The organism is Allobosea sp. CRIB-10 (assembly GCF_900112185.1).
GTDB lineage: Bacteria > Pseudomonadota > Alphaproteobacteria > Rhizobiales > Beijerinckiaceae > Allobosea.
This window is the reverse complement of sequence record NZ_FOKP01000013.1, coordinates 77,969-104,635: the sequence shown is the minus strand read 5'-3', so window position 1 is coordinate 104,635 and position 26,667 is coordinate 77,969. Positions and strand designations below refer to the sequence as shown.

Genomic DNA, 26,667 nt, shown 5'->3' with positions numbered 1-26,667 from the left:
GCCCCGGCCGCACGATACGCAATCCGAGGTCAGGCCTGAACGGGCCTGGCCTCGATCACCACGAAGGCTTGCGCCAGAGGCGGATCGTCGGTCAGCGAGACATGCACGACCGCCTCATGGCCGGGCGGCACCATTTCGGCGAGACGCGCCGCAGCGCCGCCGGTCAGCCGCATGGTCGGCCGCCCGCTCGGCAGGTTCACCACCTCCATGTCACGCCAGAACACGCCGGAGCGGATGCCGGTGCCGAGCGCCTTAGAGCAGGCCTCCTTGGCGGCGAAGCGGCGGGCATAGGAGGCCGCACGGGTGGCGCGGCGGTCGGATTTCGCCTGCTCGCCGGCCGTGAAGACGCGCTGCGTGAAGCGATCGCCGAAGCGGGCGAGCGAGTTTTCGATGCGGCGGATGTCGCAGAGATCAGAGCCGATGCCGAGGATCATCCCGCCGATTTAGCTGGCGGCACGGCCTTCGTCCATCGCCCGCCGCATCACGGCGATCGCGGTCTCCAGCCCGACGAAGATCGCTTCGCCGATCAGGAAATGGCCGATGTTGAACTCGACAAAGGCTGGAACGCCGGCGAGCTTGCGCGCCGTGTCGTAATCCAGCCCGTGCCCGGCATGGACCTCGAGGCCGAGCGAGGCGCCGAAGGCCGCGCCGCTGGCGAGCCGCTGGAACTCGGCTTCCGCCTTGTCGGCATGGCCATCGGCGACGGCATGGCACCAGGTGCCGGTATGGAGTTCGACGACCGGCGCGCCGAGCTTGGCCGCCATCGCGATCGGGGCCTCATCCGCCTCGATGAACAGCGAGACGCGGCAGCCGGCGTCCCGCAGCCGGGCGATCGGGGCAGCCAGCGCCTGGGCCTGCCCGACCACATCGAGCCCGCCCTCGGTGGTGCGCTCCTCGCGCTTCTCCGGTACCAGGCAGGCGGCATGCGGCCTGAATCTCTCGGCGAGGCCGATCATCTCCGCTGTCGCGGCCATCTCGAAATTCAGCGGCTTGGAGAGTTCGCTCGCGAGCCTTTGCATGTCGGCGTCGCGGATATGGCGCCTATCCTCGCGCAGATGGGCGGTGATGCCATCGGCGCCGGCGGCTACCGCGAGATGCGCGGCGCGTACCGGATCGGGCAGGGCGCCGCCGCGCGCATTCCGCACGGTCGCGACATGGTCGATGTTCACACCCAGGCGCAAGCGGTTCTTGGTCATCGTCGCCCCCCTCGTCCTTCGCCGTCTACGCCGCGACCGACACGGGTTCAAGGCAAGCGATGTGATCGACCCCGTCAGCGTTGTTGATCAATCGACACACGCAATGCGTGCTTCATGGGAATATGCACGCAATTTGCGGCGTGACTGTTGTTAAGTCCTGGAAACTAGCCTCGCACATCTCTCTGAGGCGTTTTCAGACCTGTCATGCAGCTTCCCGCGAACCATCGCCAGTTCGAGAGCGAGATCACGTCCGACCGGCGTGATCCAAGCCAGCCGACCGACCGTGCGCTCGGCCGCGTGATCGCCTGCTCGGGCTCGCGCGCCACCATCGCGGCGAGCGTGGCGAGGGGAGCGCTGGACGGCTGCGCCATCGGCCGCCTCCTCTCGATCAATCTCGGCAGGAGCCGCATCGTCGGGCTGGTCTACGAGATGCGTGCGCTGGAGCCGATCTGGAACGAGGCCGCAGCCAATACTGTCGCGGTCGAAGTCGAGCTGCTCGGCGAAGTCGTCGACGGCGAGAGCGGGACCGCGCGCTTCGACAGCGGCATCACCAGCTATCCGCCGATCGGGGCGTTGGCGCACCGCATCCGCTCGCGCGACCTGGAGCACATCCACGATCTCGGCCAGCGCAAGGGCGTCGTCCTCGGCAGCCTGACGCAAGATGCGGGTGTTTCGGCGAGCGTCGACATCGAGCGCCTGCTCTCGCGTCATTTCGCCGTGCTCGGCACCACCGGCGTCGGCAAGTCGAGTGCGGTCGCACTGATCCTGCGCAAGGCGGTCGCGGTCAAACCGAACCTGCGCGTGCTGATCCTCGATCCCCACAACGAGTATGCTCACGCCTTCCCCGACAATTCGGTACGGATCGATGCGAACACGCTCGACCTGCCGTTCTGGCTGTTTCGCTTCGAGGAATTCGCCGACATTGTCTTCCGCGGCCGCCCGCCCCTGGAAGACGAAGCCGAGATTCTGCGAGAGGCCATCGCAACCGCGCGCGCCCGCTACCGCAATGTCTCGCCCCAGGATATGGCGCGCGATCTCGGCAGCAGCGTACTGAAGCGGCCACTGGATCTCGGCGCCGCCCGCCGGCCGGGCGAAAGCAGTGGAACGGCCGAGTTCGCCGCGCCCTATCGCCTCGCCGATCTTTTTGCCGCGATCGACGAACTGATCGGCCTGCACGAGCTGCGCTATCCGCGCACGACCCTGCGAGCGCTGAGGGTACGGCTGGAAACACTGCACGCCGACCCGCGCTACGGCTTCCTCTTCGCCCATGCCAACAGCATGGAGACGATCGCGCCGGTGGTGAGCCAGGTCTTCCGGGTGCCGCATCGCGGCCGGCCGATCACCGTGTTCCAGCTCGCCGGGCTGCCTTCCGAGGTCGTCAACGCCGTTGCGTCCAGCCTGGCGCGGCTCTCTTTCGACCTCGCCATGGCGAGTCGCGGCGGTTACGAGGTCCTGCTGCTCTGCGAGGAGGCGCATCGCTATGTCCCGCAGGACCAGGCGCTTGGCTTCACGCCGACGCGCCAGGCCATCGCTCGCATCGCCAAGGAAGGACGCAAATACGGCGCCTATCTCGGCATCGTGACGCAGCGCCCAGGCGAGCTCGACCCGACCATCCTGTCGCAGTGCTCGACCGTCTTCGCCATGCGCCTCGGCAACGAGCGCGACCAGCAGATCATCCGCGCCGCGATCGCCGACGCCTCGGCCAGCACCATCTCCTTCCTCTCCTCGATCGGCAATCGCGAGGCGATCGCCTTCGGCGAGGCGGTGGCGACGACGATGCGCATGCGCTTTGCGGAGCAGCGGCCGGAGGAGCTGCCGGCCATGGCCGGCAGGATGCCGGGGCAAGTCGAGCCGCGCGAGCCGCTGGTCGAGGAGCTCGTTGCCCGCATGCGCGGGCTCTGAGGGCAGCGCCACGACCCGGTCGGCTTGGCTGCTTCACCGGATCGTCGCTGCGGTTCGGTCAGGCCATCACAGGCTCGCGCTCCACGACCTCGGCAGCATTCCGCGCCAGCTCCGCGACCAACGCATCGACCGCGGCCTCGGCCGCCGAGATCGACGCCCGCAGGCGCTCATCGCCGAACTCGTCATACTCGATGGCGATCGAATGGGTTTGCGTCAGGCCTAGATAGCTCATCGGCACGCTCAATCCGCGCTCGACCAGGTTGATGTCTCCCAGGCGCCCGCCAGGGTCGTAGCCGTAGTCGCCGCGCGATGAGAGGATGAAGAGGCGCTTGCCCGCCGGCAGCATCGGCCAATAAGGCTCGCCCTGGCGGCTGCGGTCGAAGCCGAAGGTCACGCCGACGCGCACGACATTGTCGACCCAGGCCTTGAGCTGGGCGGGCAGGCCGAAATTGTACATGGGCGCCCCGATCACGATCAGGTCGGCCCGCAGCAACTCCTGCACCAGCATGTCGCTCTCGGCGAGCTGCGCCCGCGCTGCCTCGTCGCGGCGCTCGGGCCGGGTGAACGCTGCGGCGATCCAGTCGCTGCTGACGGGTGAGGGCGGCTGCTGGCCGACATCGCGATAGGTCACGCTGTCCTGCGGACGCGCAGCCTGCCAGCGCTCGACGAAGCGGCGGGTCAGGCGGCGGGTGTGCGACCCGCGTGGGTCGACCCCGGAGATGCCGGGGCGGGCGCTGGCATCGATCTGGAGGATGTTGAGGGACTGCATAACGATCTCCATAAAGCCGAGCAGCTCATGTGAAGCTCTCGCTTTCCTTCAGATAGGTCGCTATCCATCTGTGCTACAAAGGCGAATTCCTCAGCTGATAGATGAGATTGTTTCATCTGTGACAAATCCCCGGAAACTTCCGCCGCTGGCCGCGCTGCGCGCCTTCGAGGCTGCGGCGCGTCATTTGAGCTTCCAGAAGGCGGCTGACGAACTGGCGGTGACGCCGACCGCGATCAGCCACCAGATGCGGCTGCTGGAGGCGACGCTCGGCCTGCCGCTGTTCGAGCGGCATGTCCGGCGCGTCGCGCTGACGCCGGCCGGCGCGCAGCTCTATCCCGTGCTCAGGGACGGTCTGGACAGTTTCGCGCGGGCCATCGCCGCGCTGTCGGCAGCGCCCGCGCGGAGCGCGGTGACGGTCAGCGCGACGACGCTCTTCACCGCCCGGCGCCTGATTCCGGCACTGAGCTCGTTCCAGGCGCAATGGCCGCAATTCGCGTTGCGGCTGCACGCTTCGGACGACGCCGTCGATCTGGCCGGCGGCGCCGCCGACATCGCCGTGCGCTACGGGGCAGGGCCGTTCGCAGGTCTGGCCTCCGAAGTGCTGTGCCAGGACCGCTTCGGCGTCGTCTGCAGCCCTGCGCTCGGCCTGCGCGACTCTTCCGATCTCACCGCGGCGACGTTGATCCATTCGGAATGGCGGCGCCGGGACCTGCAGCCGGACTGGCGGCGCTGGCAGGCCTTGGCGCAGGTGCCGGGCCTGAATATCGATGCGGGCCTGCGAATCACCGACGAAAGCCACGCGATCCAGGCGGCGGTGGCCGGGCAGGGCGCCGTCATCGTCAGCCTGCTCATGGTCGAGGACGAGCTGGCGCGCGGCGTCCTCGTCCACCCGTTCGGCCCGGTTATTGAGGGGCACCGCTACCATCTGGTCGCGACCGAGGAGAACATGGCCAGTGCCGATGTCCAGGCTGTCAGGCAATGGTTGAAGGCGGTGGCGTCGCCGTGATCGCCGGGCGCCTTCGGCGAGCCGGTTCAAAACCTTGCATCTCAAGCGCTCAGCCTGTATGAGCGCCGTTCAACCTTTCCATCGCATCGCGCAAGATCAGAAGGAGCCGCGAATGGCTCGCGTCACCGTTGAGGATTGCATCGACAAGGTCGAGAACCGCTTCGAGCTGGTTCTGCTCGCGAGCCATCGCGCCCGCATGATCGCTTCGGGCTCCTCGATCCTCGTCCCGCGCGACAACGACAAGAACCCGGTCGTCGCCCTGCGCGAGATCGCCGACGAGAAGCTCACCCCCGAGGATCTCAAGGAAGACCTGATCCACTCGCTGCAGAAGCATGTCGAGGTCGACGAGCCGGAAGCCGATACGGTGCCGCTGCTGACCAGCAGCCAGCCGAGCGCGGCGACACCCGATTCCGAGATCCAGTTCGACCGGATGAGCGAAGACGATCTGCTGCGCGGCCTCGACGGCCTCGTTCCGCCGACCGAGAGCGCCGACGACGAGGATTGAGCTGTCGGAAAGCGTTGACGATATCTGCTAAAGCCCGGCCCTGCCGGGCTTTTTTCATGCCCGTCCTGTGCGAATTCGCCTTGCCGGGGACTGGCGCCATCGTCGATATTGAAATGAATCCAGCTGAACTGAGCGGTGGAGTTGCGCCCGCATGGGCATGATGCGGCAATATGAGCTTGTCGACCGGGTCAAGCGCTATAACCCGAACACCGACGAGGAGCTGCTCAACCGCGCCTATGTCTACGCCATGCGTGCCCATGGCACGCAGAAGCGCGCCTCGGGCGATCCCTTCTTCGCCCATCCGCTCGAAGTCGCGGCGATCCTGACCGAGCTCAAGCTCGACGACGCCACCATCGTCGCCGCCGTCCTGCACGACACTGTCGAGGACACCGAGGCGACGTTGGAGGAGATCGAGACCCTGTTCGGGCCCGATATCCGCCGCCTCGTCGACGGCCTCACCAAAATCAAGAAGCTCGACCTCGTCTCGAAGAAGGCGGCGCAAGGCGAGAACTTTCGCAAGCTCCTGCTCGCCATCGTCGACGACATCCGCGTGCTGCTGGTCAAGCTCGCCGACCGGCTGCACAACATGCGCACGCTGCACTATGTGCCGCCCGAGAAACGCCTGCGCATCGCCGAGGAGACGATCGAGATCTATGCGCCGCTCGCCGGCCGCATGGGCATGCAGGAACTGCGCGAGGAGCTGGAAGAACTCGCCTTCCGCCACATCAAGCCGCAGGCGCACGAGACCATCACCAAGCGGCTGGAGGAGGTGACCCAGCGCGAGGGCAAGGTCATCGGCGAGATTGAGAGCGATCTCAAGACCAAGCTGGCCGAGCGCGGCATCGAGGCGCAGGTCTATGGCCGGCGCAAGCGGCCCTATTCGATCTGGAAGAAGATGGAGCGCAAATCCGTCTCCTTCGAGCAGCTTTCGGACATTTTCGGCTTCCGCGTCATCGTCGACAAGCCGGAGGACTGCTACCGCGTGCTCGGCATCGTCCACATGACCTGGCCGATGGTCCCCGGCCGCTACAAGGACTACATCTCGACGCCGAAGCAGAATGATTACCGCTCGCTGCACACGACCGTGGTCGGTCCCGGCCGCCAGCGCGTCGAATTGCAGATCCGCACCGACGGCATGGACCGCGTCGCCGAGTTCGGCATCGCCGCCCATGCCCGCTACAAGGATGGCCGCACCGCCGGCGTCGTCGCCGCCGCCGATGAGAGCCGCGCCTATCAATGGCTGCGCCGCACCGTCGATCTCCTGGCCGAGGGCGACAATCCCGAGGAGTTCCTCGAGCACACCAAGCTTGAGCTGTTCCACGATCAGGTCTTCTGCTTCACGCCCAAGGGCCGGCTGATCGCCCTGCCGCGCGGGGCGACGCCGATCGACTTCGCCTATGCCGTCCATACCGATGTCGGCAACACCGCCGTCGGCGCCAAGATCAATGGCCGGATCGCGCCGCTGCTGACCGAACTCCAGAACGGCGACGAGGTCGAGATCACCCGCGCCGAGGGCCAGGCCCCGCCGGCCGCCTGGGAATCGCTGGTGGTGACCGGCAAGGCGCGCGCCGCCATCCGCCGCGCCACGCGCGTCGCCGTGCGCCGGCAATATGCCGGCCTCGGCCGCCAGATCCTCGAGCGCGCCTTCATGCGGGCCGAGCGGCCCTTCACCGACGACAAGCTCAAGGCCGCGCTGAAGCGGCTCGCCCGCACCGCGGTCGATGACGTGCTCGCGGCCGTCGGGCGCGGCGAGATGTTCTCCGGCGATGTCGTGCGGGCGGTCTATCCCGATCTCGAACCGGAGAAGCGCGGCGTCACCGGCGATGCCAAGGCGCCGCCGCCCGGAAAGGGTTGGTTCGAGCTGCGCCAGGGCGAGAACCTCAAATTCAAGCTGCCGAACGAGACGCCGGGCTCCGACGCGATCCCCATCCGCGGCCTTGGCGGCGACCTGCCGGTGCGCTTCGCGCCGGGCGGCGGCGCCGTGCCGGGCGATCGTATCGTCGGCATCCTGACGCCGGGCGAGGCGGTGACGATCTATCCGATCCAGTCGCCCTCGCTCGCCGCCTTCGACAATGAGCCGGAGCGCTGGCTCGACGTGCGCTGGGATCTCGACGACAAGCGCCCGCAGCGCTTCCCGGCGCGCATCCAGCTCAACTCGATCAACGAGCCCGGTTCGCTCGCCCAGATCACCACCACCATCGCCGAGCATGACGGCAATATCGACGCCGTCTCGATGGTCCGCCCGACGCCGGACTTCACCGACGTCACCATCGACCTGACGGTCTGGGACCTGAAACACCTCAGCGCGATCATCAGCGAATTGCGCGAGAAGCGGGTGATCAGCCGGGTCGAGAGAGTGGTGGCGTAGAGAAGGGCGTCATGCTCGGGCTTGACCCGAGCATCTCAGGCCGGAGGTAGCTCCTATCGGCGCCTTCTCGTCCGGAGATTCTCGGGTCTGCGCTTCGCTCCGCCCGAGAATGACGGCCCCAGTCACCCCGCCCGGAACGCCGCCGCGAGCTCCCTGACAAAAGCATTCGCGCGCGGCGTCGCGACATTGCTGCGCAGCACGACGTCGAAGGTGTCGAGCGTCGGCAGCCCCCAGTCCGGGCCGAGATCGACCGCCCCGCGCGGCGCGATCCGGGCGGCCAGTGGCGAGACGCCGAGACCGCCTTCGACGGCGGCCAGCACCGCCGCCATGCCGCCGCCGATGAAGGCCTCGCGCCAGGGCAGGCCGGCGCTGTCCAGCGCCTCCATGGCGTGGCGGCGCAGGCGGCATTCCGGCATCAGGCTGACCAGCGGCACCGGCCCGTCGGGTTTCGTCAGCGACGGCGCGCCGAACCAGCCGAAGGCGTCGCGCCGCAGCACCTCGCCGGTGCGGCCGGAGCCCAGCCGGCGGATCACCGCGACATCGAGCTCGCCGCGCTCGAAGGCCGTGTCGAGCGCGGCCGAGGGTTCGATGCGCAGGCCGATCACCAGTGAGGGGTCGTGCCGGGCGAGCCGCGCCAGCAGGGCAGGGGCGTCGGCCCCGACCGCCTGCTCGCTGATGCCGATCGTGATGCGCTCCTGGACCTGCCGGAACGAGGTCAGCGCTCGCTCATGCGCCGCCATCAATTCGCGCGCCGCCGGCAGAAAGCGCTCGCCTTCGGCAGTCAGCCTAACGAGGCGCGGATGCCGCTGCAGCAACAACTGGCCGAGCGCCTCCTCCAGCTTCTTGATGCGCGTCGACACCAGTGATTGCGCCGTGCCGAGCGCCTCGGCGGCGCGGGTGAAGCTGCTGAACTCCGCTGCGCGCAGGAAGGCGGCGACGCCGTCGAGGTCGAGTGTGTTGCTCATGATAAATCTGAATTCGCGATTATTGATATCACCAAAAATACGATTTTCAGATCGTAATTTCAAGCCTAGTTTCAAGGCGTCGGCGGCGAAGGCCGCCCCTGCCATATGGAGCCTGTCATGCCTCTGATCCGGATTTCGATGCGCCGCGGCCGTCCGGCCTCGCACCCCGCCGCCATCGTCGATGGTGTGTATCGCGCTCTTCGCACGACCTTCGAGGTGCCGGAGAACGATCTCTTCGCCGTGGTGCACCAGCACGAGGCGGAAGAATTCATCTTCGACAACAATTATTTCGGCTTCAACCGCAGCGACGCGCTGGTGATCATCCAGCTTAATGTCGCCAACACCCGCGGCGTCAGCCAGAAGAAGGCGCTCTATGCCGCCATCGCCGAGAACCTGCAGAAGGAGCCGGGCCTGAAGCCCGACGACATCTTCATCAACCTGGTCGAGGTCAAGCGCGAGGACTGGTCGTTCGGGGGAGGGATCGCGCAGTACGTGGCGTAGCCAAAGGGCGTCATGGTCGGGCTTGACCCGACCATCTCAGGCCGGAGGAGGCCCCTTACAGCGCCTTCTCGTCATGAGATTCTCGGGTCTGCGCTGCGCTTCGCCCGAGAATGACGCGCGATTGACGGCGTTCGGCGCCGCGCTCTAACTCTCCCCGCATGGAATGGAGCGACGAGGGCACGATCATCGGCGTCAGGCGCCATGGCGAGAGCGCCGTGATCCTGGAGGTGATGACGCGCGACCATGGCCGCCATCTCGGCCTCGTCCGTGGCGGGCGCTCCAGCAAGCAGCAGCCGGTGCTGCAGCCCGGCAACCTCGTCTCGCTGAATTGGCGGGCGCGGCTCGACGAGCATCTCGGCGAATACAAGGTCGAACTCCTGACCTCGCATGCGGCGCGATTGATGGCACAGCCGGTGGCGCTCTATGGGCTCGCCAATGTCGCCGGGCTTCTGCGTCTGCTGCCGGAGCGCGACCCGCATCCCGGCCTCTATGAAGGTCTGTCGGTCCTGCTGGCCCATCTCGACGAGATCGCGATCGCGCCGGCGCTGATGGTGCGCTTCGAGCTCGCCATGCTCTCCGAACTCGGCTACGGGCTTGCGCTCGAACGTTGCGCCGTCACCGGCCTGCGCGAGGATCTCACCCATGTCTCGCCGAAATCCGGCAAGGCGGTGAGCCGCAAGGCCGCCGAGCCCTATCTCGATCGGCTCCTCGGCCTGCCGGCCTTCCTGAGCGAAGGGCAGGGCGCGCGCCGGCCGGCCCCGGCCGAGATCGCCGCCGGCTTCGCATTGACCGGTTTCTTCCTGCGCCGCGACCTCTATGAACCTCGTGGCCTGCAGGAGCCGCCCGAGCGGGCGCGCCTGCTGGAACTGGCGGCGAGAATCCACTGATTTCCGCTGGTTTTCGGGCGGCGACGTTTTGCGTTGCTGCCTTTCCACCGGCATTGTGCAACAGGTGATTCGCGCGTCAATCCGGGGCGCTGCGCAGCGGCGAGCCCGGAACCCATGACCACGAGGCGGCTCCAGCCCGTCATGCTCGCCCTTGTGGCGAGCATCCACGTCTTGAACACCACGCCCGGTTCGCCGGGCGAAGACGTGGATGGTCGGGACAAGCCCGACCATGACGGAGAGGGGCGGTGTTCATGGGTTCCGGGCTCAGCGCTTCGCACTGCCCCGGAATGACGGCGCGCCGTAAACTCGAAGGTCAGTAGAAGCATGGGCAAACCCGTCGAGCCGCCTCCGGAGGAGGAAGCCGAACGCGTCGATCTGAAGAGCGCGCTCGAGGAGCGCTACCTCGCCTATGCGCTGTCGACGATCATGCACCGCGCTTTGCCGGATGCGCGCGACGGGTTGAAGCCGGTCCATCGCCGCATCCTGCACGCCATGCGCCTGCTCCGGCTCGACCCCGGCCAGGTCCACAAGAAATGCGCCCGCATCGTCGGCGACGTCATCGGTAAGTTCCACCCGCATGGCGACCAGTCGGTCTATGATGCGCTGGTGCGCCTCGCGCAGGATTTCGCCCAGCGCTACCCGCTCGTCGACGGCCAGGGCAATTTCGGCAATATCGACGGCGATAACGCCGCCGCCTACCGTTACACCGAAGCGCGCATGACCGAGGTCGCGCGCCTCCTGCTCGACGGGATCGAGGAGGACGCGGTCGATTTCCGCGAGACCTACAACGGTGAGGACGAGGAGCCGATGGTGCTCCCGGCCGCCTTCCCGAACCTGCTCGCCAACGGCTCGCAGGGCATCGCGGTCGGCATGGCGACCTCGATCCCGCCGCACAACGCTGCCGAGCTCTGCGACGCGGCGCTCTACCTGATCCAGCACCCCGACACGACCTCCGAGCAGCTGATGACCTTCGTGCCGGGACCCGATTTCCCGACCGGCGGCATCATTGTGGAGTCGCGCTCCTCGATGGTCGAGACCTATCGCACCGGTCGCGGCGCCTTCCGTACCCGGGCGCGCTGGCATGTCGAGGACCAGGGCCGGGGCACCTGGTTCGCCGTCGTCACCGAGATCCCCTACATGGTCTCGAAAGGCCGGCTGATCGAGAAGATCGCCGAGCTGCTGAATGAGCGGAAACTGCCGCTGGTGGCAGACCTGCGCGACGAATCCGCAGAGGACATCCGCATCGTCATCGAGCCGCGCGCCCGCAATGTCGACGCCAACCTGATGATGGAATCGCTGTTCAAGCTCTCGGAGCTCGAATCGCGCATTCCGATGAACATGAACGTGCTGACCGGCGGACTGGTGCCGCGCGTGCTCGGTCTTGCCGAAGCCCTGCGCGCCTGGCTCGACCATCGCCGCGAGGTCCTGCAGCGCCGCTCGCGCTTCCGCCTCGGCCAGATCGAGAAGCGCCTCGAAATCCTCGCCGGCCTGCTAATCGTCTATCTCGACCTCGACCGGGTGATCAAAATCATCCGCGAGGAGGACGAGCCCAAGATCGAGCTGATGAAGGCCTTCGAGCTCACCGAGGTCCAGGCCAACGCCATTCTCGACACCCGCCTGCGCGCCTTGCGCAAGCTGGAGGAGATGCAGCTCAAGACCGAGTTCGACGAGCTGACCCAGGAGAAGGGCCAGATCGAGGGGCTGCTCGCCTCGGAGGCGCAGCAGTGGAAGACGATCTCGTGGGACATCCGCGAGGTGAAGAAGCTGTTCGGTCCGGAGACGGCGATCGGCAAGCGCCGCACGACCTTCGCCGACATGCCCGACACTGCCGATATCGACCTGACCCAGGCCATGGTCGAGCGCGAGCCGGTGACGGTGGTGATCTCGAAGAAGGGCTGGATTCGGGCGCTGAAGGGCCATGTCCAGGACCTCTCGACGCTGTCCTTCAAGGGCGATGACGGCCTGCGCACAGCCTTCTTCAGCGAGACCACCGCCAAGATCCTGGTGATGGCGACCAACGGCAAGGTCTTTACGCTGGAGGCCTCGAAGCTGCCCGGCGGGCGCGGCTTCGGCGATCCGATCCGCCTGATGATCGAGCTGGAGGAGAGCGCCGACATCGTCGCCGCCTTCCCGTACAACGCCGGCCTGAAGCTGCTGGTCGCGACGACGGAAGGGCGCGGCTTCGTCGTGCCGACCGACGACGTCGTTGCCAATACCCGCAAGGGCAAGCAGGTGCTGAACGTCGAGGCGCCGGTCGAGGCGATGCTGGCGGTGCCGGCCGAGGGCGATCATGTCGCGATCATCGGCCAGAACCGCAAGCTGCTCTGCTTCCCGATCTCCGAGGTCGCGGAGATGAGCCGCGGCAAGGGTGTCAGGCTGCAGCGCTACAAGGATGGCGGGCTCTCGGACGCCAAGGTCTTCAAGCTGGAGGACGGTTTGACCTGGCTCGACACGTCTGGCCGGACCTGGACGGTGGCGCAGGCCGAATTGCTGGAATGGCTCGGCCACCGCGCCGAGGCCGGCCGCCTGCCGCCCAAGGGCTTCCCGAAGAACAATAAGTTCGGGGGGTGAGGGCAGGACGTCATGCTCGGGCTTGACCCGAGCATCTCGGGCCGGAGGAGTCTCCGATCGGCGTCTTCTCGTCAGGAGATTCTCGCGCCTGCGCTTCGCTCCGCCCTACAATGACGCTGTTTCAAAGGCTTACGCCGGCAGCCTGAATCAATCCGTCAGCGTCTTGAATCGCATCGTCAACGGATCGCCGGGCCGACCACGCCAACCTCGAGCCCGAGCGTCACCTTGTCGGTCACTGCCCATTGCACCCCGGCGCGCGCCTCCGGCCTGACGGCGATGTCGGAGCGTGAGAACGGCGTCGAGAAAGCCGTCGCGCCATAACGGAAGGTCTCGTTGGCGGCGGACATGCCGACGCTCGTATAGAGCAGCACGTCGGGCGTCGCGAACACGCCGGCCTTGAGTTGGAATGCGCCCGCGATGTCGCGGGTATAGCTCGCCTGGTTGAAGCCTGGATTGTTGTAGCCGCCGAAGCTCGGCGCGAAGTCGAGCACTCCGGCGATGCCGTAGACGAAGTCGCCGTCGCGCCACATCTTGCCGCCTTCCAGCCCGATCACCGGGCCGGCCGATGTCCCGAAATGCTTCGAGCTGGTCACCTGGAAGCCGCTGGAGATGCGGGCATAGGAACCTTCCCATTTGACGCCGCCGGGCGACACGGTCGGCTGCGACCAGGCGAAGGAAGGCAGAATGCCGAAGCCGGAGAGCGGCAGGAAGGCCTGCGCCCGGGCCGGAGCGCCGGTCGCCAGCAGCACGGCCAGGGCCGCGCCAGAGAGGAGAAGCTTCATGCGCGTGGTGCCGCCGGCCAGGATCATGCTCATGGCTTAGCAAGTGAGGGCGGGATTGTCGCGCTTTTGTGGCGAGAAGCCAACCCTCAGCCCAACTTTGTCTTGAGGCGCAGGAAGCGCATCGTCCGCTCGGCGGTGGCCGTGTCGAGCTCCTCATAGGCCTTGAGGTCGTCCTCGATATCCTTGGCCTTGAAGTAGAGCCGGCGCCCGCGCAGCAGCAGGATGGCGTTGAAGCTGTCCTTGCCGAGCCCGAGCGTACGGGCGACTACGGCGATACCGCTGACGTCGCGCTGCATCAGGACGCGCAGGGCCTGCTCGTTGGTGATGTCGGCGCTGATCGCGATCACCTGGGCGAGGTGGAAGGCGCGGTCCTCTTCCGCCAGCATGTCGACGACTTCGCCGAGGCTGCGCGTGCCGGCCTGCAGATCGGCGATCAGCAGCCGGACCTCGCGGCGCTGCTGCCGCGCCTGCCGGGCCATTACCGCGCCCGGGTGCGAGCCGACTTTGGCGCCCGGACCGGACAGTTGCTCGACGATGCGCAGCACGCGCTCGGCTCGCTGCGGCGACAGGTCCGAGCGGCGCGACAGCGCCTCGCCCACCGCGGCATCGTCACCGCCGCGCTGCAGCAGCCGATCGAAGCCATGGTCGGAGAACTGGGCCCCTTCGTTTCCGGAGACGGTTCTGAGCACCGTGCTGTCGCCGCGCTCGACCAGGATGTCGGTGACGCCCTCCGACAGGCGCGCACGTTCGGCGATCGCGGCGAGATGGGCCTGCGTCTGGCTGATTGCGATGGCGGCGAGATCCGTGTCGGTCAGGACAGGGGAGAGCTTGAGCACGAGCCGCGCGACCCCGGCGTCGGCGTCGTTCGCCAGCGAGACCGCAACCTGTCGCGGCAGCGTTTGCGTCTCGGCGACGGACTCGGCGTATTGCCGGCGATCGTCGCCGCCGAGATGCGGCAGCGAGCGCAGCGCAATATCGCCGTAATGCTCCTTCGACTCCTCGCTCGGATCGCGATCGAGCAGGAACAGGTCGGTCACCGCGTTAAGGAGCTTGCGTCGCGATTCGGACGACATCTCCGCCGGCATGCGCGTGAGGGTCTGCAACATGGATTCTTCCACAGGGCTCCGGCGGCATCCTGAGCCGGTTTCTGAAACATGCCGCAGCGGCGTTTGATTTAGTCTTAAGCCGGACGAAGAATTCTCATGTTTTACAGTAGTTTATGCAACTTATGCGTGTATTTCTCGGATATATATCCTTCTTAGAGAGGTTGCTGACGGTTGTAGCCAATGCCCGCACGGAATGCGGCGTTTCGCATGCTTGGCTTCAGGCCGCCGGCAGGCAGGCCGGGCCGAGCGGCTCGAAGCTCTTATAGGTCAGGATGAACTCCTGATGGCCGAGCTCCTCCGACTTCGTCCGCCCGCCCTGCGCCAGCGAGACGACGAGATCGCGGATTTCGGTTCCGACCTCGTCGAGGCCGGCCCGGCCTTCGAGGATACGGCCGGCATCGACATCCATGTCGTCGCTCATTCGGCGATAGGTCTCCGGATTGGCGCAGATCTTGACGACCGGCGAGATCGCCGAGCCGACCACGGAGCCGCGCCCGGTGACGAACAGCACGCAATGCGCGCCGCAGGCGATCAGTTCGGCGATCTCGGCATTGTCGTTGATATTGGGGAAGCCGAAGCGGACCTCGCCATCCGGCACCACGTCGAGCAGATAGAGCCCGCCCCGCGGCGGCACGTCGCCCGGCTTGAGCAAGCCCGAGATCGGGGAGGCGCCGGACTTGGCATAGGCGCCCATCGATTTCTCCTCGATGGTCGAGAGCCCACCCTCGGCATTGCCGGCGGCGAAGGAGCCGTATCCCAGCGTCGCATAGTAGCGCGCCGCCTTGGCGACCGATTTCTCCAGCTCGACGCCGAGCTCAGGGGTGATCGCGCGCGCCGCCATGATGTGCTCGCAGCCGATCAGCTCGCCGGTCTCCTCGAAGATGCAGGCGGCGCCCTCGGCGATGAGCTGATCGAAGGCGCGGCCCGCCGCCGGGTTGCCGGTGATGCCGGAGGTGCCGTCGGAGCCGCCGCAGACGGTGCCGATCACTAGCTCGCTGACCTGCGTCGGCACGGTCTCGGCTGCATCGAGCGCGATGCGCTGTTCCTCGACCCAGGCGCGGCCCTCCTTGATCGAGGCGCGGGTGCCGCCGGTGCCCTGGATCACGATCGTCTTCACCGGCCGGCCGGTGGCGCGCACAACCCGCTCCAGCGCGTATTTGTTGAAGCTCTCGCAGCCGAGCGAGACCAGCAGCACCGCTCCGACATTGGGATGGGTGCAGAGCTGCTCCATCATCCGCTCGGCGTAAGGGTTGGGATAGCAGCCCGGGAAGCCGATGGCGTGGACCTCGTGCTCGCGCCAGGGCAGGGCGATCTCGCGCGCGACATGATGGGCGCATTCGACCAGATAGGCGACGGCGACGACATTGCGGATGCCCTTGCGGCCGTCGCTGCGCAGATAGCCCCTGAGCTCGCTCATTGCGCCACTCCCGCCTTGCGCTCGTCCTCGAGATGATAGGTCGTCGTGTAGTCGCTCTTCATGTTCTGGACATGGACGTGGTGGCCGGCGGCGATGGCGACCGTCGCCACGCCGATCGGTGCGCCGTATTTCAGAATCTTCTCGCCGGGCGCGATGGCGCGCCGGGCGATCTTGTGGGCGAGGGCGATGTCGCGGTCGATCACCGCCGGGCCCGTGCCGGTCTCAATCGGCTCGCCCGCCGGCAGGCGGGTGCGCGCGACGAAGACGTTGTCGCGCGGGTCGAGCAGGATCATGCGGGGATCGTGCTGGGACATCAGAACTTGCCGAACTGCAGATAGGCCTGCTGGGGATCGGTGCCGGCGAGGATCGCGGTGCGGACCTTGTTCTCAGCCGAGATCGCGGTCTCGGACTTCTCCAGCACCTCCTCGATGATCTCGGCCGGAATGCGGACGACGCCGTCTCGGTCGGCCAGGATGTAGTCGCCCGGCCGGATCCAGACCTCGCCGATCTTGATCGGCTCGTCGACCGCCTTGGGCAGCCAGACGCCGACGATGTCGCGCGGCGTATAGGCTTTGAAATAGGCCTGGAAGCCCATCTCGACCATGAATTCGGTGTCGCGCGACAGCCCGTCGATGACGCAGCCGCGCACGCCCTTGTTCTTCAGCGTCTCGGCCGAGAGTTCGCCCATCAGCGCGACCTCCTCGGTATTCGGCTGGCAGACCCAGACATGGCCGGGCTTGGCGGCGGAGAGCAGGCCGGTCCAGCCGAGCAGGGTCTCGTGCGCGTCGAATTCGCCGGTCTTGCCCTCGACGGTGAAGGCCGGGCCGGCGAGCTTCACGCCGGGCAGCAGCGGGCGCAGCGCCGGCGGCAGGGTGAAGTCCTTCAGCCCCATGGCGCGCATCGTATCGTGGATGATGCCGGTGTAGCAGCGTTCGAGGCGCTCGGTCAGCGTATCCGTCATGGTTCCTCCGGTGCGGCCGTTTCGGCGGCCTTGCAGGCACCTTGCGCAGCGGGGGCTCAGCAGGCAAGTGCGGATTTTGCAGCGCAGCCGCGCGCATTAAACGATTTAAATTGCGATTCTCGTCATGCTCGGGCTTGACCCGAGCATCTCATGCCAGAGGGGGCTCCTGTCAGCGCCTTCTCGTCCAGAGATTCTCGGGTCTGCGTTTCGCTTCGCCCGAGAATGACGCACGACAGGCGTCAGCCCACCCGTTCCCAGCCCTGCGGCATCAGCCGTTCCTGCGGCAGGAAGCGGGCCTTGTAGGCCATCTTCGGCGAGCCCTCGACCCAGTAGCCGAGATAGACATAGGGCAGGCCGAGCTTGCGGGCGCGCTCGACATGCTCGAGCACCATGAAGGTGCCGAGCGAGCGGGCTTCGAGGGCGGGATCATAGACCGAATAGACCATTGAGAGCCCGTCGCTCAGCCGGTCGGTCAGGGCGAAGGCGAAAAGGTCGCCCTGGCCCCGGCCGGTGAAGCCGCTGTCGGGGCCGCGCCTGCGATACTCGATCAGGCTGGTCTCGACATGGGTGTCCTCGATCATCATGGCGAAATCGAGCGCCGACATCGTCGCCATGCCGCCTTCCGGGTGGCGATCGTCGAGATAGCCGCGGAACAGCGAGTAGTGCTCCGAGCGCGGCTGAGGCGGCAGCGCCTCGCCGATCAGGTCGCTGTTGCGCGAGGCGATCTTGCGGAAGCTGCGCGAGGGCCGGAAATCGGCGACCACGATCCTGACCGAGATGCAGGCCCGGCAGGTCTCGCAGGCCGGCCGGTAGGCGATGCTTTGCGAGCGCCGGAAGCCGCCTTGCGAGAGCACGTCGTTGAGGTCGCGCGCGCGCGCGCCGACGAGGTGCGTGAACACCTTGCGCTCCTCGCGGCCCGGCAGATAGGGACAGGGCGTCGGCGAGGTCAGGTAGAATTGCGGGGCATCCCGCAAGGGGCGTGTCACGTCGGGGTGCCTCCGGAACCGCCGAATTCGACCTGAGTTTAGCAGTCGCCGCGGCGGCAACAAGCGGCAAGCCTGCGGCGGGCGCACCGCATGGGATAACCCTCGCGCCGATGCTAGTCTGCGCGCGAACGACGGCCGGGATGCCCCCGGAAACAGGGGGAGCAAATGCAGACCGAGATGGTCGCGTTGACCCGCGAGAAGGAAACCCTGCTGATCACGCTCTGGGCCAAGGCCGGCGAGAGCCTGCTGCCCGATTCCCTGCTCAGGGATCGCTTCGCCGCCGAGGCCGCGGCTCGGATCGACTATGACTTCGCCAGGCTCAAAGTCGATCGCGACCTGATGATCGGCCTCGCCATGCGCGCCCATACCCTCGACGGCTGGACGCGTGCCTTCCTCGCCGGCAATCGCGACGCGATCGTGCTGCATCTTGGCTGCGGGCTCGACAGCCGCATCTTCCGGATCGATCCTGCTACGGGCATTGACTGGTACGATGTCGATTACCCGGAGGTGATAGCGCTCCGGCGCAAGCTCTATCCGGCGCGCGACAGCTATCACCTGATTAGTTCATCGGTGACAGAACCGGGCTGGCTGGACGCGCTGCCGCGGGATCGCCCCGCGATGATCGTGGCCGAGGGACTTCTGCCTTATCTCCCCGAGGAGGAGGTGCCGCTGCTGCTGGAGCGGCTGGTGCAGCATTGCCGCAGCGGCGAGATCGTCTTCGACGCCTATAGTCCACTTGGCCTCAGGCTGATCGCACTGCAGCCCTCGATCAAGGCGACCGGTGCGGTGCTGCACTGGTCGCTCGGCGATCCCTCCGAGCTGGAGCGGCAGGTGCCTGGGCTCGAACTCGTTACCGAGCTGACGGCGTATGACCCGAACGGTTACGACCCGGTCCAGATCGCTAGGATGTCCTGGCCGGCGCGCTTCGCGATGCAGTTCTTCTCGCTGGTCCCACCGCTGGCGCGGATCGGCGTGCTGCTGCGCTATCGTTTTTGAGCTCACCGCCTTTTGCCGTCCTGGTCGGGCTTGTCCCGACCACCCACGTCTTCCTTCATGAAGCGCAGGATGCAAGACGTGGATGCTCGCCACGAGGGCGAGCATGACGCCGTGACGGCTCAGGCTCGCACTACCACGAGCCCGGTCAGGATGTCATGGCCGAGGCGCCGGTCCTCGCGCACCAGCCCACAGGCGACATCGAGGAACCAGAGGCCGACCGTTCCAGCCGCGACGTAGAAAAACAGCGCGTGCACGGCGGCAGCCAGCGCATCGGGCCGGCCGCCAGAGGCGGTCTCGACCCGAAGGCCGGCCATGCGCATGCCGAGCGTCGCCTGCTTGCGCCCGCCGATGGTGATGGCGGCATAGCCGAGCGCGACGGCGATCGTCGCGCCGCCCATCAGCAGCCAGGTCAGGCCGAAGGTGAGGATGCCGAGGATGGCGAGCAGGAACCAGACCATGCTGCCCAGGATGAACAGCACGACGACGTCGCCGATCCAGGCGAACAGGCGCGAGCCGAGCACACCGCGCGTATCCTGCAGCGGCCGGTCCTCCAGCGCGACGATCGGCGGCTGGCGATAGGACGGGTTCGACATCGACGTTGAATTCCTCATTGCTCAGGGGCCATGGTGGCCCACCGGACGATAATGTTTGATCAGCCGGCCGGTTCCGCAAGGCCGCGCGGATAGATTCGCCGTGGCGCGAAGCCTTCCTGCCGCAGTGCTTCCTCGATCACGGCGGTGTGCGCCTCGTCGCGGGTCTCGATGGTGACGTCGAGCATCACGCCCTTTGCGGGAACGTCGAGGAAGAGCCGGCCATGGCTGACCTCGAGAATGTTGGCGCCGAGCGTGCCGAACAGGCTCGCCACCTTGCCGAGCAGACCCGGCCGGTCGCTGGCGGTGAGGCGGAAGGCGGCGATGCGCTGCTCGCGCTCGAGTTCGCGCACCATGATCGCCGCGAGCAGGCGGGCATCGATATTGCCGCCGCAGAGCACGAGCCCGACCTTGCGGCCGCGATAGCGCTCCGGCTCCTTCAGCATCGCGGCGAGGCCGGCGGCGCCCGCGCCTTCGGCAAGCGTGTGCTGCAAGGTCGCATAAGCGTTGACGGCGCGCTCGATCAGGTCCTCGCCGACGAGGACGATATCGGAGACCAGCTCCTTCACCACCGGCAGGGTCTGCGTACCGACGGTCTTGACCGCGATGCCCTCGGCCAGTGTGGCCCCGCCGATCGGCATCTGCGCGCCATGCACGGCGTTGTGAAACGAGGGGTAGAGCGCCGCCTCGACGCCGATCATCTCGATCGACGGCTTCAGCGCCTTGGCCGCCACGGCATTGCCGGCCATCAGCCCGCCGCCGCCGAGCGGGATCAGCAGCATGTCGAGATCGGGCGCCTCGCGCAGCATCTCGAGCGCGACCGTGCCCTGGCCGGCCATCACCGCCGCATCGTCATAAGGGTGGACGAAGACCAGGCTCTTCTGCGCGGCGATCTCACGCGCCTTCTGCGCGGATTCGTAGAGTGTCTCGCCAAACAGCACGACTTCGGCGCCATGGGCGCGGGTGTTCTCGACCTTCACCAGCGGCGTCGTCTCCGGCATGACGATCGTCGCCGGGATGCCGAAGCGCCGGGCGTGATAGGCCACTGCCTGAGCATGGTTGCCGGCCGACATGGCGATGACGCCCCGGCGCCTCTCGTCCTCGCTCAGACTCAGCAGCTTGTTGACCGCGCCGCGCTCCTTGAAGGAGGCGGTCGCCTGCATATTCTCGTGCTTGACGAAGATCTCGGCCCCGGTCAGCGCCGAGAGGCGCGGCGCCGGCATCAGCGGCGTCTTCAGCACATGGCCTGCGATAGTCTGCGCAGCCGCCTCGATATCGGCGAAGCTGATCGCGAAGCCGCTACCCATCCGTTACCCCGTCGTATCGTTTGTCAGACCTGGCGCGGCGTCAGCGCGCCGTCGCCGAAGAAGCCGCCGGGGCGCAGGATCAGCGTCACGGCGAGCAAGCTATAGACCGCGATGTCGCGCTGTTCGAGCGGCATCGTCGCCGACCACAGCACTTCGAAGGCGGCGATGACGAGCCCGCCCAGGCAGGCGCCGGGCACAGAGCCGATGCCGCCGAGCACGGCCGCGACCAGCGCCTTCAGGCCGAGCGTGAAGCCGCCGGAAAAGCCCATCCCGCCATAGATCACCGTGACGATGACGCCGGCCGCGCCGCAGATCGCACAGGCGATGATCAGCGCCCGGTCGTGCACCGCGCCGGGATCGACCCCGAATAGCGAGGCGGTCCTGGCGTCGTCGGCGACGGCGCGCCAGGCCCGGCCATAGGCCGAGCGGGCAAGATAGAGGATGAGGCAGGTCGCGGCGCTGAAGCCAAGCGCCGCCATGGCTAGCGAGACCGGCGTCGCGGTGACGATGAACTGCTCGGCGCGCGCCAGCGGCAGCGGCTCGTTGAACACCGGCGGCAGCCAGCGCAGTTCGGGGCCCTGGGCGAGGCGCAAATACTCGGAGAGCGCGATGGCGAGCCCGATCGTCGCGATCAGCACCTGCTGGCCATTGCGCTTGTCGAGATGGCGCAGCACGAAACGGCCCATGGCGAAGCCGTGGAAGGCTGCGACGGTGATCGCGACGGCAAAGGCGATGAACAGGCCCGAGACCGGCGTCGAGACGGCGAGCGACAGGGTCAGCGCCACGCCGACCACGGCGGCGAGCGCACCCAGCGCCGAGAATTCGCCGAAGGTCAGGATGATCCGGCCGTTGAGCCCGTAGATCAGCGCATAGGCGCTGGCGAGCAGCGCGTAGATCGCGGCCGAGGGCAGGGCGGCGAGCCCTTGCTGCAAGCCGTAAGCGAGGCCGGCCGGCATGGTGATGAGGTCGGCGCCGGGCGACATGCCGGGATCGACCGGCGGCTCGGTCTTGTATTCGAGATAGAAGCGCCGCAGCAGCAGGAAGCTGGCGTCGGTCATCGGCACGCCATCGGAGGCTAGGCCCGCCAGCGCGCCGCGCTGCAGCGTCGTGCCTTCCCCGGCGAAGATGCAGTCGATCGTGCGCCGCCGGGGCTGCTCGCCCGGCGCCTGCGCCCGGTAGACGATGCGCAGGATGTCGGCGCGCGGCCCGCTGCCGGTGCCTTCGATGGTGATGACGGTGTCGGTCGGGTTCAGCGCCGGGATCGCCAGCCGGCAGGCGCGAATCTGATCGGTGTCGAAGCGCCCGCATCCGGCGAGCGCGAGGCAGAGCAGAATCGACGTGAGCAGGGCGCGCATCGCGGCGCACGCTAGCCTGAGAGCCGGATGGTTGGAACTGGTTGCAGCGCGTCTGGCATGCGCAATCGCGAGGCTTGATAAATCGACGGGGCGATGCACATCCGATCAGCTCGGCGGAGCGCCGGTCAACTCTCGTAAGCCGTGGAGTATCGGCATGCAGCAGGACGAGATCTGGGGCGCTGAGGCAGCCAGGACCTATGACACGCCGGGAACCGGGATGTTCGCGCCGGAGGTGCTGGAGCCGGCGGTCGAGCGACTGGCGCAACTGGCGAAGGGCGGTAGGGTACTCGAATTCGCGATCGGGACCGGTCGCGTCGCCGTGCCGCTCGCCCAGCGGAACGTGCCGGTAGCGGGCATCGAGTATTCACCCGCGATGATCGCCGAGCTGCGGACCAAGGTCGATGAGGCAACGATCCCCGTCGTCCTCGGCGACATGGCGACGGCTACCGTTCCCGGCACCTATTCGCTCGTATACCTCGTCTACAACACGATCTCGAACCTCCTCACGCAGGCAGGGCAGGTGGCCTGCTTCCGCAATGCGGCCAGCCATCTCTTGCCCGGCGGCCGTTTCGTGATCGAACTCTGGGTGCCGGAGCTGCGCAAGCTCACGCCCGGGCAGCAGGCGGTCGTCTGGCAGTCAGAGGCGGGCTATATCGGCCTCGACACCTACGACGTGCTGAACCAGCAGGTGGTCTCGCACCATTTCCACTTCGGCGAGGGCCAGAAGGCCGAGCTGTTCCGCTCGCCGCATCGCTATATCTGGCCGGCCGAACTCGACCTGATGGGGCAGCTCGCCGGCTTCGAACTCGAAAGCCGGCATGCGGATTGGAACGGAGCGCCCTTCACGGCGGAGTCGCGCTCGCACGTCTCCGTCTATCGCCTGCCGGGCTAGCTCAGCCGCGCTCCTTCAGCATCTTCGCCACCTTCGGCGCGAAATAGGTCAGCACGCCGTCGGCGCCGGCGCGCTTGAAGGAGAGCAGGCTCTCCAACATCGCCTTGTCGCCGTCGAGCCAGCCATTGTTGGCTGCCGCCATGATCATCGCGTACTCGCCGGAGACCTGATAGGCGAAGGTCGGCACCGAGAAGGTCTCCTTCACCCGCGCGATCACGTCGAGATAGGGCAGGCCGGGCTTGACCATCACCATGTCGGCGCCCTCTTCGAGGTCGAGCGCCACCTCGGCGATCGCCTCGTCGCTGTTGGCCGGGTCCATCTGGTAGGTGCGCTTGTCGCCGATCAGCGTCGCGTTGGTGCCGATCGCGTCGCGGAACGGGCCGTAATAGGCCGAGGCGTATTTGGCCGAGTAGGCCATGATCTGCACGTCCTCATGGCCGCTCGCGTCGAGCGCGGCCCGGATCGCGCCAACACGCCCGTCCATCATGTCCGAGGGCGCGATCACATCGGCGCCGGCATCGGCCAGCGCCAGCGCCTGCCGGACGAGGATGCCGACGCTGGGATCGTTCAGGATGCGCTCGCCGTCCATCACGCCGTCATGGCCATGCGAGGTGTAGGGGTCGAGCGCCGCGTCGCAGATGATGCCGATCTCCGGCACCGCCGCCTTGATCGCGCGCACCGCGCGGCACATCAAATTGCGGCTGTTCAGTGCTTCCGAGCCGGTCTCGTCGCGCAAGGCGCGGTCGACGAAAGGAAAGGGCGCGATCGCGGGGACACCGAGCTTGGCCGCGGCTTCGGCCTGACGCACGGCCTCGTCGATGTTGAGCCGGTCGACGCCCGGCATCCAGGCGACCGGCGAGGCGGATTCGGCGGAGTCGATCAGGAAGATCGGCCAGATCAGGTCGTCGCTGGTCAGGCGGTTCTCGCGCACCAGCCGGCGCGACCACTCGGCCTTGCGGTTGCGGCGCATGCGGCGGGTAAGGCCGAGCGCGTCGCTCACGTCCGCCGCAACCTGCGGCGCGGGAAAGGGTTGCACAACCCGGGATGCCATCGACGCCTCCGCCGTGAATGCGATGTCTGCTCGCGGGCGATCCTCTAGCATATCGGAACGCGGCCAAAACAGGTGCGATCGTCGCAGCGGGCGATCAGCAACTCATTGCGCTTTACCCAGGTGCATCGTGCGGCGCTCTGCGTTGACAGCCACCCGGCCAGCGCCCAAACACGGCCGAGCCGCACGAGACGAAAGAGCGCAATGTCGGACGAGCCCGAGATCATCTGTGAAATCCGCGGCAGCGCCGGCTTCGTCCTGCTCAACCGGCCGAAGGCGCTGAATGCGCTCAACCTCGTCATGGTGCGCGAGCTGGCCAAGGCGCTCGACGCCTGGGAGCGCGATCCCGCTGTCACACGCATCGTCGTCACTGGAGCAGGCGAGAAGGCTTTCTGCGCCGGCGGTGACATCCGCTCCCTGCACGATCTCGGCAAGGCCGGCCAATACGACGAGATGCTCGCCTTCTGGCGCGAAGAGTACATCCTCAACGCCCGCATCAAGAGCTATCCCAAGCCCTATGTCGCTTTGGTCGACGGCATCGTCATGGGCGGTGGAGTCGGCGTCTCGCTCCACGGCAACCATCGCGTCGCCGGCGAGCGTTGGCTCTTCGCCATGCCGGAGGTGGGTATCGGCTTCTTCCCCGATGTCGGCGCGACCTACGCCCTGCCGCGCCTGCCCGATCATGCAGGCACCTATCTGGCCCTGACCGGCGACCGCGTCGGCCAGGCCGATGCGCTGGCGCTCGGGCTGGCGACGCATGCGGTACTGTCCGCGCGCATGGCCGAGCTTGCGGAGGCGCTGACCGGCCCGGAGCCGGTCGATGCCACGCTCGCCCGCTTCGCTGTCGATCCCGGGCCGGGCAAGCTCGCACCGGAGCGGGCGACGATCGCGCATTGCTTCGGCGCGGCGACGCTGCCGGACGTGCTCGGCCGGCTCGACGCCAAGGCGGCGGCCGGCGATGCCTTCGCCGCCAAGGCCCTCGCCACGATCCGGGCGAAGTCGCCGACCAGCGTCGCCATCGCCTTCGAGCAGATGCGCCGCGGCGCCGCGCTCGGCTTCGCAGAAGCGATGCAGCTCGAATTCCGGATCGTCTCGCGTGTTGCGCGCGGGCATGACTTCTATGAAGGCGTGCGCGCCGTGGTGATCGACAAGGATCAGACACCGTCCTGGCGGCCGCAAACGCTGGAAGAGCTCGATCCGGCTGCGGTGGCAGCTTACTTTGCCCCGCTCGGTGAAACCGAGCTGGTGTTGGTCGGCTGAGATGGCGGTGCTGCGCGATGGCGAGGTTTTGCGCGGCCCGGCGCAGGCGGGCGAAGCGAAAAAGCGCGGCATACGCTGGCGGCTGATCCTGGTCTGGCTGCTGCGTCTGCTCTCCGTGGTCTGGATCGGCAAGGGGCTGATGCACTGGGCGACGATCCTCGGCCTCGGGCTGGTCTTCGAGCCCGGCCCCGCCTTCGAGACGCGCCCGCTGACCTTTCAGGCGATCACCGTCTATTTCGCCGTCTTCGATCTCGTCGCCGGCGTCGGCCTCTGGCTGACCGCGACCTGGGGCGGCGTGCTCTGGCTGCTCGCCGCCGTCAGCCAGTTGTTGCTCGGCTTCTTCTTCCCGCGCTGGCTGACGCTCTCGCCGGCTTTGATCGGCACCTATGTCGCGCTGATGCTGGCCTATTTCCTCGCCACCTGGGCGGCCGAAAACCAGGAATCCTGAGGCGGCGCTCCTGCGTCGAATACGCTGGGCTGTGGTAAGAATCGCTTTAGCTTAAGGGATTTGCGGTTCATTTTGGATTCACCCAAATGGGTAAATCCCTGATTCATCCTGATATTTAAACTCGTTTTCATCCGCCCCGCCTATGGTGTCTCTCAGAAGCGGACCGGGAGACAAATCCTGGCCGGTAATCAACAGGCGGGATATTACCATGAAGAGCAATGTAAAGACTGTGGAGCCGGCTGCGTCCGAAGGTGTTGAGCTCAAGGTGAAGCCGCTTTACCTTGAGTCCCTCACCTTGGTCGAGCGGCTGCATCGCCGGCTGCTCGACGTGATCAAGGACGAGTTCGAGCGCCGCAACCGCGACGACGTCAACAGCGTGCAGGCGCTGCTCCTCTACAACATCGGCGACGCCGAGCTCTCGGCCAGCGAGCTGCGCACCCGCGGCTACTATCTCGGCTCGAACGTCTCCTACAACGTCAAGAAGCTGGTCGAGCTCGGCTTCCTGCACCATGCCCGCTCGCGGATCGACCGCCGCTCGGTGCGCATCAGCCTGACCGACAAGGGCCGTGAGGTCCACAACATCGTCAAGGGCGTCTACGACAAGCATGTCCGCACGGTCGAGCAGATCGGCGGCATCGCGGCCGACGATTTCGAGCGGATGAACAACGCCCTGCTGCGCCTCGAGCGCTTCTGGACCGACCAGATCCGCTACAAGCTCTGAGAAGCGGGGCGCCCAGCCCCGTTCGATAGGATGTCCCGCAACGCGCTCCGGCCACCCGGCTGGGGCGCGTGCGCCTGTTTCTTTCCAGCCACAGTGATTTGCCTTTCGCTACGGCGATCAAACCCGCG

Annotated in this window: 26 protein-coding genes; 12 read left to right on the top strand and 14 right to left on the bottom strand. The window is 67.0% G+C overall.

The window, feature by feature from the left end; translation table 11 throughout:
• Positions 1 to 29: 29 nt before the first annotated feature.
• On the bottom strand, positions 30 to 434 hold the full coding sequence (gene acpS, locus BMZ69_RS17235; protein ID WP_092158755.1) for a holo-ACP synthase: 405 nt from the start codon (positions 432 to 434) through the stop codon (positions 30 to 32).
• 9 nt (positions 435 to 443) lie between these two features.
• Entirely contained in the window at positions 444 to 1,196 is a 753-nt protein-coding gene (locus BMZ69_RS17230) for a pyridoxine 5'-phosphate synthase (protein WP_092158753.1), read from the bottom strand.
• A 204-nt stretch (positions 1,197 to 1,400) separates the two neighbouring features.
• Between BMZ69_RS17230 and BMZ69_RS17225 the strand changes: the two genes are divergently transcribed.
• Positions 1,401 to 3,098, top strand: a complete 1,698-nt coding sequence (locus BMZ69_RS17225) for an ATP-binding protein (protein ID WP_092158751.1) — start codon at positions 1,401 to 1,403, stop codon at positions 3,096 to 3,098.
• A gap of 58 nt (positions 3,099 to 3,156) precedes the next feature.
• Here the strand turns inward: BMZ69_RS17225 and BMZ69_RS17220 are convergent, their stop codons facing one another.
• Positions 3,157 to 3,867, bottom strand: coding sequence for an FMN-dependent NADH-azoreductase (locus BMZ69_RS17220; protein ID WP_092158749.1), 711 nt, complete (start codon positions 3,865 to 3,867; stop codon positions 3,157 to 3,159).
• Between the two features lie 70 nt (positions 3,868 to 3,937).
• On the opposite strand from BMZ69_RS17220, the gene BMZ69_RS17215 reads away from it, so the two are divergent.
• The 3 genes from BMZ69_RS17215 to BMZ69_RS17205 all read left to right on the top strand — a co-directional run bounded on the left by BMZ69_RS17215 (position 3,938) and on the right by BMZ69_RS17205 (position 7,746).
• Positions 3,938 to 4,873 (top strand): LysR substrate-binding domain-containing protein, encoded by a 936-nt coding sequence (locus BMZ69_RS17215; protein WP_280142114.1) that lies wholly within the window; start codon positions 3,938 to 3,940, stop codon positions 4,871 to 4,873.
• Positions 4,874 to 4,985: 112 nt separating this feature from the next.
• Complete coding sequence (gene rpoZ, locus BMZ69_RS17210; RefSeq protein WP_092158745.1) at positions 4,986 to 5,378, top strand: DNA-directed RNA polymerase subunit omega; 393 nt, start codon at positions 4,986 to 4,988, stop codon at positions 5,376 to 5,378.
• Positions 5,379 to 5,535: 157 nt separating this feature from the next.
• Positions 5,536 to 7,746, top strand: a complete 2,211-nt coding sequence (locus BMZ69_RS17205) for a RelA/SpoT family protein (protein WP_092158876.1) — start codon at positions 5,536 to 5,538, stop codon at positions 7,744 to 7,746.
• Positions 7,747 to 7,868: 122 nt separating this feature from the next.
• Here BMZ69_RS17205 and BMZ69_RS17200 read toward each other — a convergent pair whose 3' ends face one another.
• The gene (locus tag BMZ69_RS17200) at positions 7,869 to 8,711 is read right to left on the bottom strand and encodes a LysR substrate-binding domain-containing protein (RefSeq protein ID WP_092158743.1); all 843 of its coding nucleotides are present in this window, start codon (positions 8,709 to 8,711) and stop codon (positions 7,869 to 7,871) included.
• Between the two features lie 117 nt (positions 8,712 to 8,828).
• On the opposite strand from BMZ69_RS17200, the gene BMZ69_RS17195 reads away from it, so the two are divergent.
• The 3 genes from BMZ69_RS17195 (at position 8,829) to parC (ending at position 12,670) form a co-directional block, all read left to right on the top strand.
• Positions 8,829 to 9,212: a tautomerase family protein gene (locus BMZ69_RS17195; RefSeq protein WP_092158741.1), complete on the top strand. Its 384-nt coding sequence runs from the start codon at positions 8,829 to 8,831 to the stop codon at positions 9,210 to 9,212.
• 158 nt (positions 9,213 to 9,370) lie between these two features.
• Positions 9,371 to 10,099 carry a DNA repair protein RecO gene (gene recO / locus BMZ69_RS17190; protein ID WP_092158739.1) on the top strand — a complete coding sequence of 243 codons (729 nt, stop codon included), beginning with the start codon at positions 9,371 to 9,373 and terminating at the stop codon, positions 10,097 to 10,099.
• A gap of 324 nt (positions 10,100 to 10,423) precedes the next feature.
• Positions 10,424 to 12,670: a DNA topoisomerase IV subunit A gene (gene parC / locus BMZ69_RS17185; RefSeq protein WP_092158737.1), complete on the top strand. Its 2,247-nt coding sequence runs from the start codon at positions 10,424 to 10,426 to the stop codon at positions 12,668 to 12,670.
• A 176-nt stretch (positions 12,671 to 12,846) separates the two neighbouring features.
• On the opposite strand, the gene BMZ69_RS17180 is transcribed toward parC, so the two are convergent.
• The 6 genes from BMZ69_RS17180 to BMZ69_RS17155 all read right to left on the bottom strand — a co-directional run bounded on the left by BMZ69_RS17180 (position 12,847) and on the right by BMZ69_RS17155 (position 17,922).
• Complete coding sequence (locus tag BMZ69_RS17180; RefSeq protein WP_092158735.1) at positions 12,847 to 13,485, bottom strand: outer membrane beta-barrel protein; 639 nt, start codon at positions 13,483 to 13,485, stop codon at positions 12,847 to 12,849.
• A 53-nt stretch (positions 13,486 to 13,538) separates the two neighbouring features.
• Entirely contained in the window at positions 13,539 to 14,558 is a 1,020-nt protein-coding gene (locus BMZ69_RS17175) for a DUF2336 domain-containing protein (protein WP_092158733.1), read from the bottom strand.
• Positions 14,559 to 14,775: 217 nt separating this feature from the next.
• Positions 14,776 to 15,975, bottom strand: coding sequence for a UxaA family hydrolase (locus tag BMZ69_RS17170; RefSeq protein ID WP_092158731.1), 1,200 nt, complete (start codon positions 15,973 to 15,975; stop codon positions 14,776 to 14,778).
• Positions 15,972 to 16,289: a UxaA family hydrolase gene (locus tag BMZ69_RS17165; protein ID WP_092158729.1), complete on the bottom strand. Its 318-nt coding sequence runs from the start codon at positions 16,287 to 16,289 to the stop codon at positions 15,972 to 15,974. The genes BMZ69_RS17170 and BMZ69_RS17165 overlap by 4 nt, the downstream gene beginning before the upstream one ends.
• Positions 16,289 to 16,936, bottom strand: a complete 648-nt coding sequence (locus BMZ69_RS17160) for an RraA family protein (RefSeq protein WP_092158727.1) — start codon at positions 16,934 to 16,936, stop codon at positions 16,289 to 16,291. Before BMZ69_RS17160 ends, BMZ69_RS17165 begins: the two co-directional genes overlap by 1 nt.
• Positions 16,937 to 17,175: 239 nt before the next feature.
• On the bottom strand, positions 17,176 to 17,922 hold the full coding sequence (locus BMZ69_RS17155) for an arginyltransferase (RefSeq protein ID WP_092158725.1): 747 nt from the start codon (positions 17,920 to 17,922) through the stop codon (positions 17,176 to 17,178).
• 165 nt (positions 17,923 to 18,087) lie between these two features.
• On the opposite strand from BMZ69_RS17155, the gene BMZ69_RS17150 reads away from it, so the two are divergent.
• Positions 18,088 to 18,918, top strand: a complete 831-nt coding sequence (locus BMZ69_RS17150; protein ID WP_092158723.1) for a class I SAM-dependent methyltransferase — start codon at positions 18,088 to 18,090, stop codon at positions 18,916 to 18,918.
• A 119-nt stretch (positions 18,919 to 19,037) separates the two neighbouring features.
• Here the strand turns inward: BMZ69_RS17150 and BMZ69_RS17145 are convergent, their stop codons facing one another.
• The 3 genes from BMZ69_RS17145 to BMZ69_RS17135 are packed head-to-tail and all read right to left on the bottom strand — an operon-like array spanning position 19,038 to position 22,170.
• Positions 19,038 to 19,511 carry an RDD family protein gene (locus BMZ69_RS17145; RefSeq protein WP_175506843.1) on the bottom strand — a complete coding sequence of 158 codons (474 nt, stop codon included), beginning with the start codon at positions 19,509 to 19,511 and terminating at the stop codon, positions 19,038 to 19,040.
• A 59-nt stretch (positions 19,512 to 19,570) separates the two neighbouring features.
• A complete protein-coding gene (locus tag BMZ69_RS17140; RefSeq protein WP_092158719.1) occupies positions 19,571 to 20,815 on the bottom strand; it encodes a threonine ammonia-lyase in 1,245 nt (414 codons plus the stop codon).
• Between the two features lie 23 nt (positions 20,816 to 20,838).
• Positions 20,839 to 22,170 carry a branched-chain amino acid ABC transporter permease gene (locus BMZ69_RS17135; protein WP_092158717.1) on the bottom strand — a complete coding sequence of 444 codons (1,332 nt, stop codon included), beginning with the start codon at positions 22,168 to 22,170 and terminating at the stop codon, positions 20,839 to 20,841.
• A gap of 154 nt (positions 22,171 to 22,324) precedes the next feature.
• Between BMZ69_RS17135 and BMZ69_RS17130 the strand changes: the two genes are divergently transcribed.
• Positions 22,325 to 23,062, top strand: a complete 738-nt coding sequence (locus BMZ69_RS17130) for a class I SAM-dependent methyltransferase (RefSeq protein ID WP_092158715.1) — start codon at positions 22,325 to 22,327, stop codon at positions 23,060 to 23,062.
• 1 nt (position 23,063) lies between these two features.
• On the opposite strand, the gene hemB is transcribed toward BMZ69_RS17130, so the two are convergent.
• Positions 23,064 to 24,113, bottom strand: a complete 1,050-nt coding sequence (hemB, locus tag BMZ69_RS17125) for a porphobilinogen synthase (protein ID WP_092158712.1) — start codon at positions 24,111 to 24,113, stop codon at positions 23,064 to 23,066.
• A 201-nt stretch (positions 24,114 to 24,314) separates the two neighbouring features.
• Between hemB and BMZ69_RS17120 the strand changes: the two genes are divergently transcribed.
• The 3 genes from BMZ69_RS17120 to BMZ69_RS17110 all read left to right on the top strand — a co-directional run bounded on the left by BMZ69_RS17120 (position 24,315) and on the right by BMZ69_RS17110 (position 26,539).
• The gene (locus BMZ69_RS17120; protein WP_092158710.1) at positions 24,315 to 25,370 is read left to right on the top strand and encodes an enoyl-CoA hydratase/isomerase family protein; all 1,056 of its coding nucleotides are present in this window, start codon (positions 24,315 to 24,317) and stop codon (positions 25,368 to 25,370) included.
• 1 nt (position 25,371) lies between these two features.
• A complete protein-coding gene (locus BMZ69_RS17115) occupies positions 25,372 to 25,818 on the top strand; it encodes a DUF6163 family protein (RefSeq protein WP_092158708.1) in 447 nt (148 codons plus the stop codon).
• A 208-nt stretch (positions 25,819 to 26,026) separates the two neighbouring features.
• Positions 26,027 to 26,539, top strand: coding sequence for a transcriptional regulator LdtR (locus tag BMZ69_RS17110; RefSeq protein WP_092158706.1), 513 nt, complete (start codon positions 26,027 to 26,029; stop codon positions 26,537 to 26,539).
• The last annotated feature ends 128 nt before the right edge of the window (positions 26,540 to 26,667 follow it).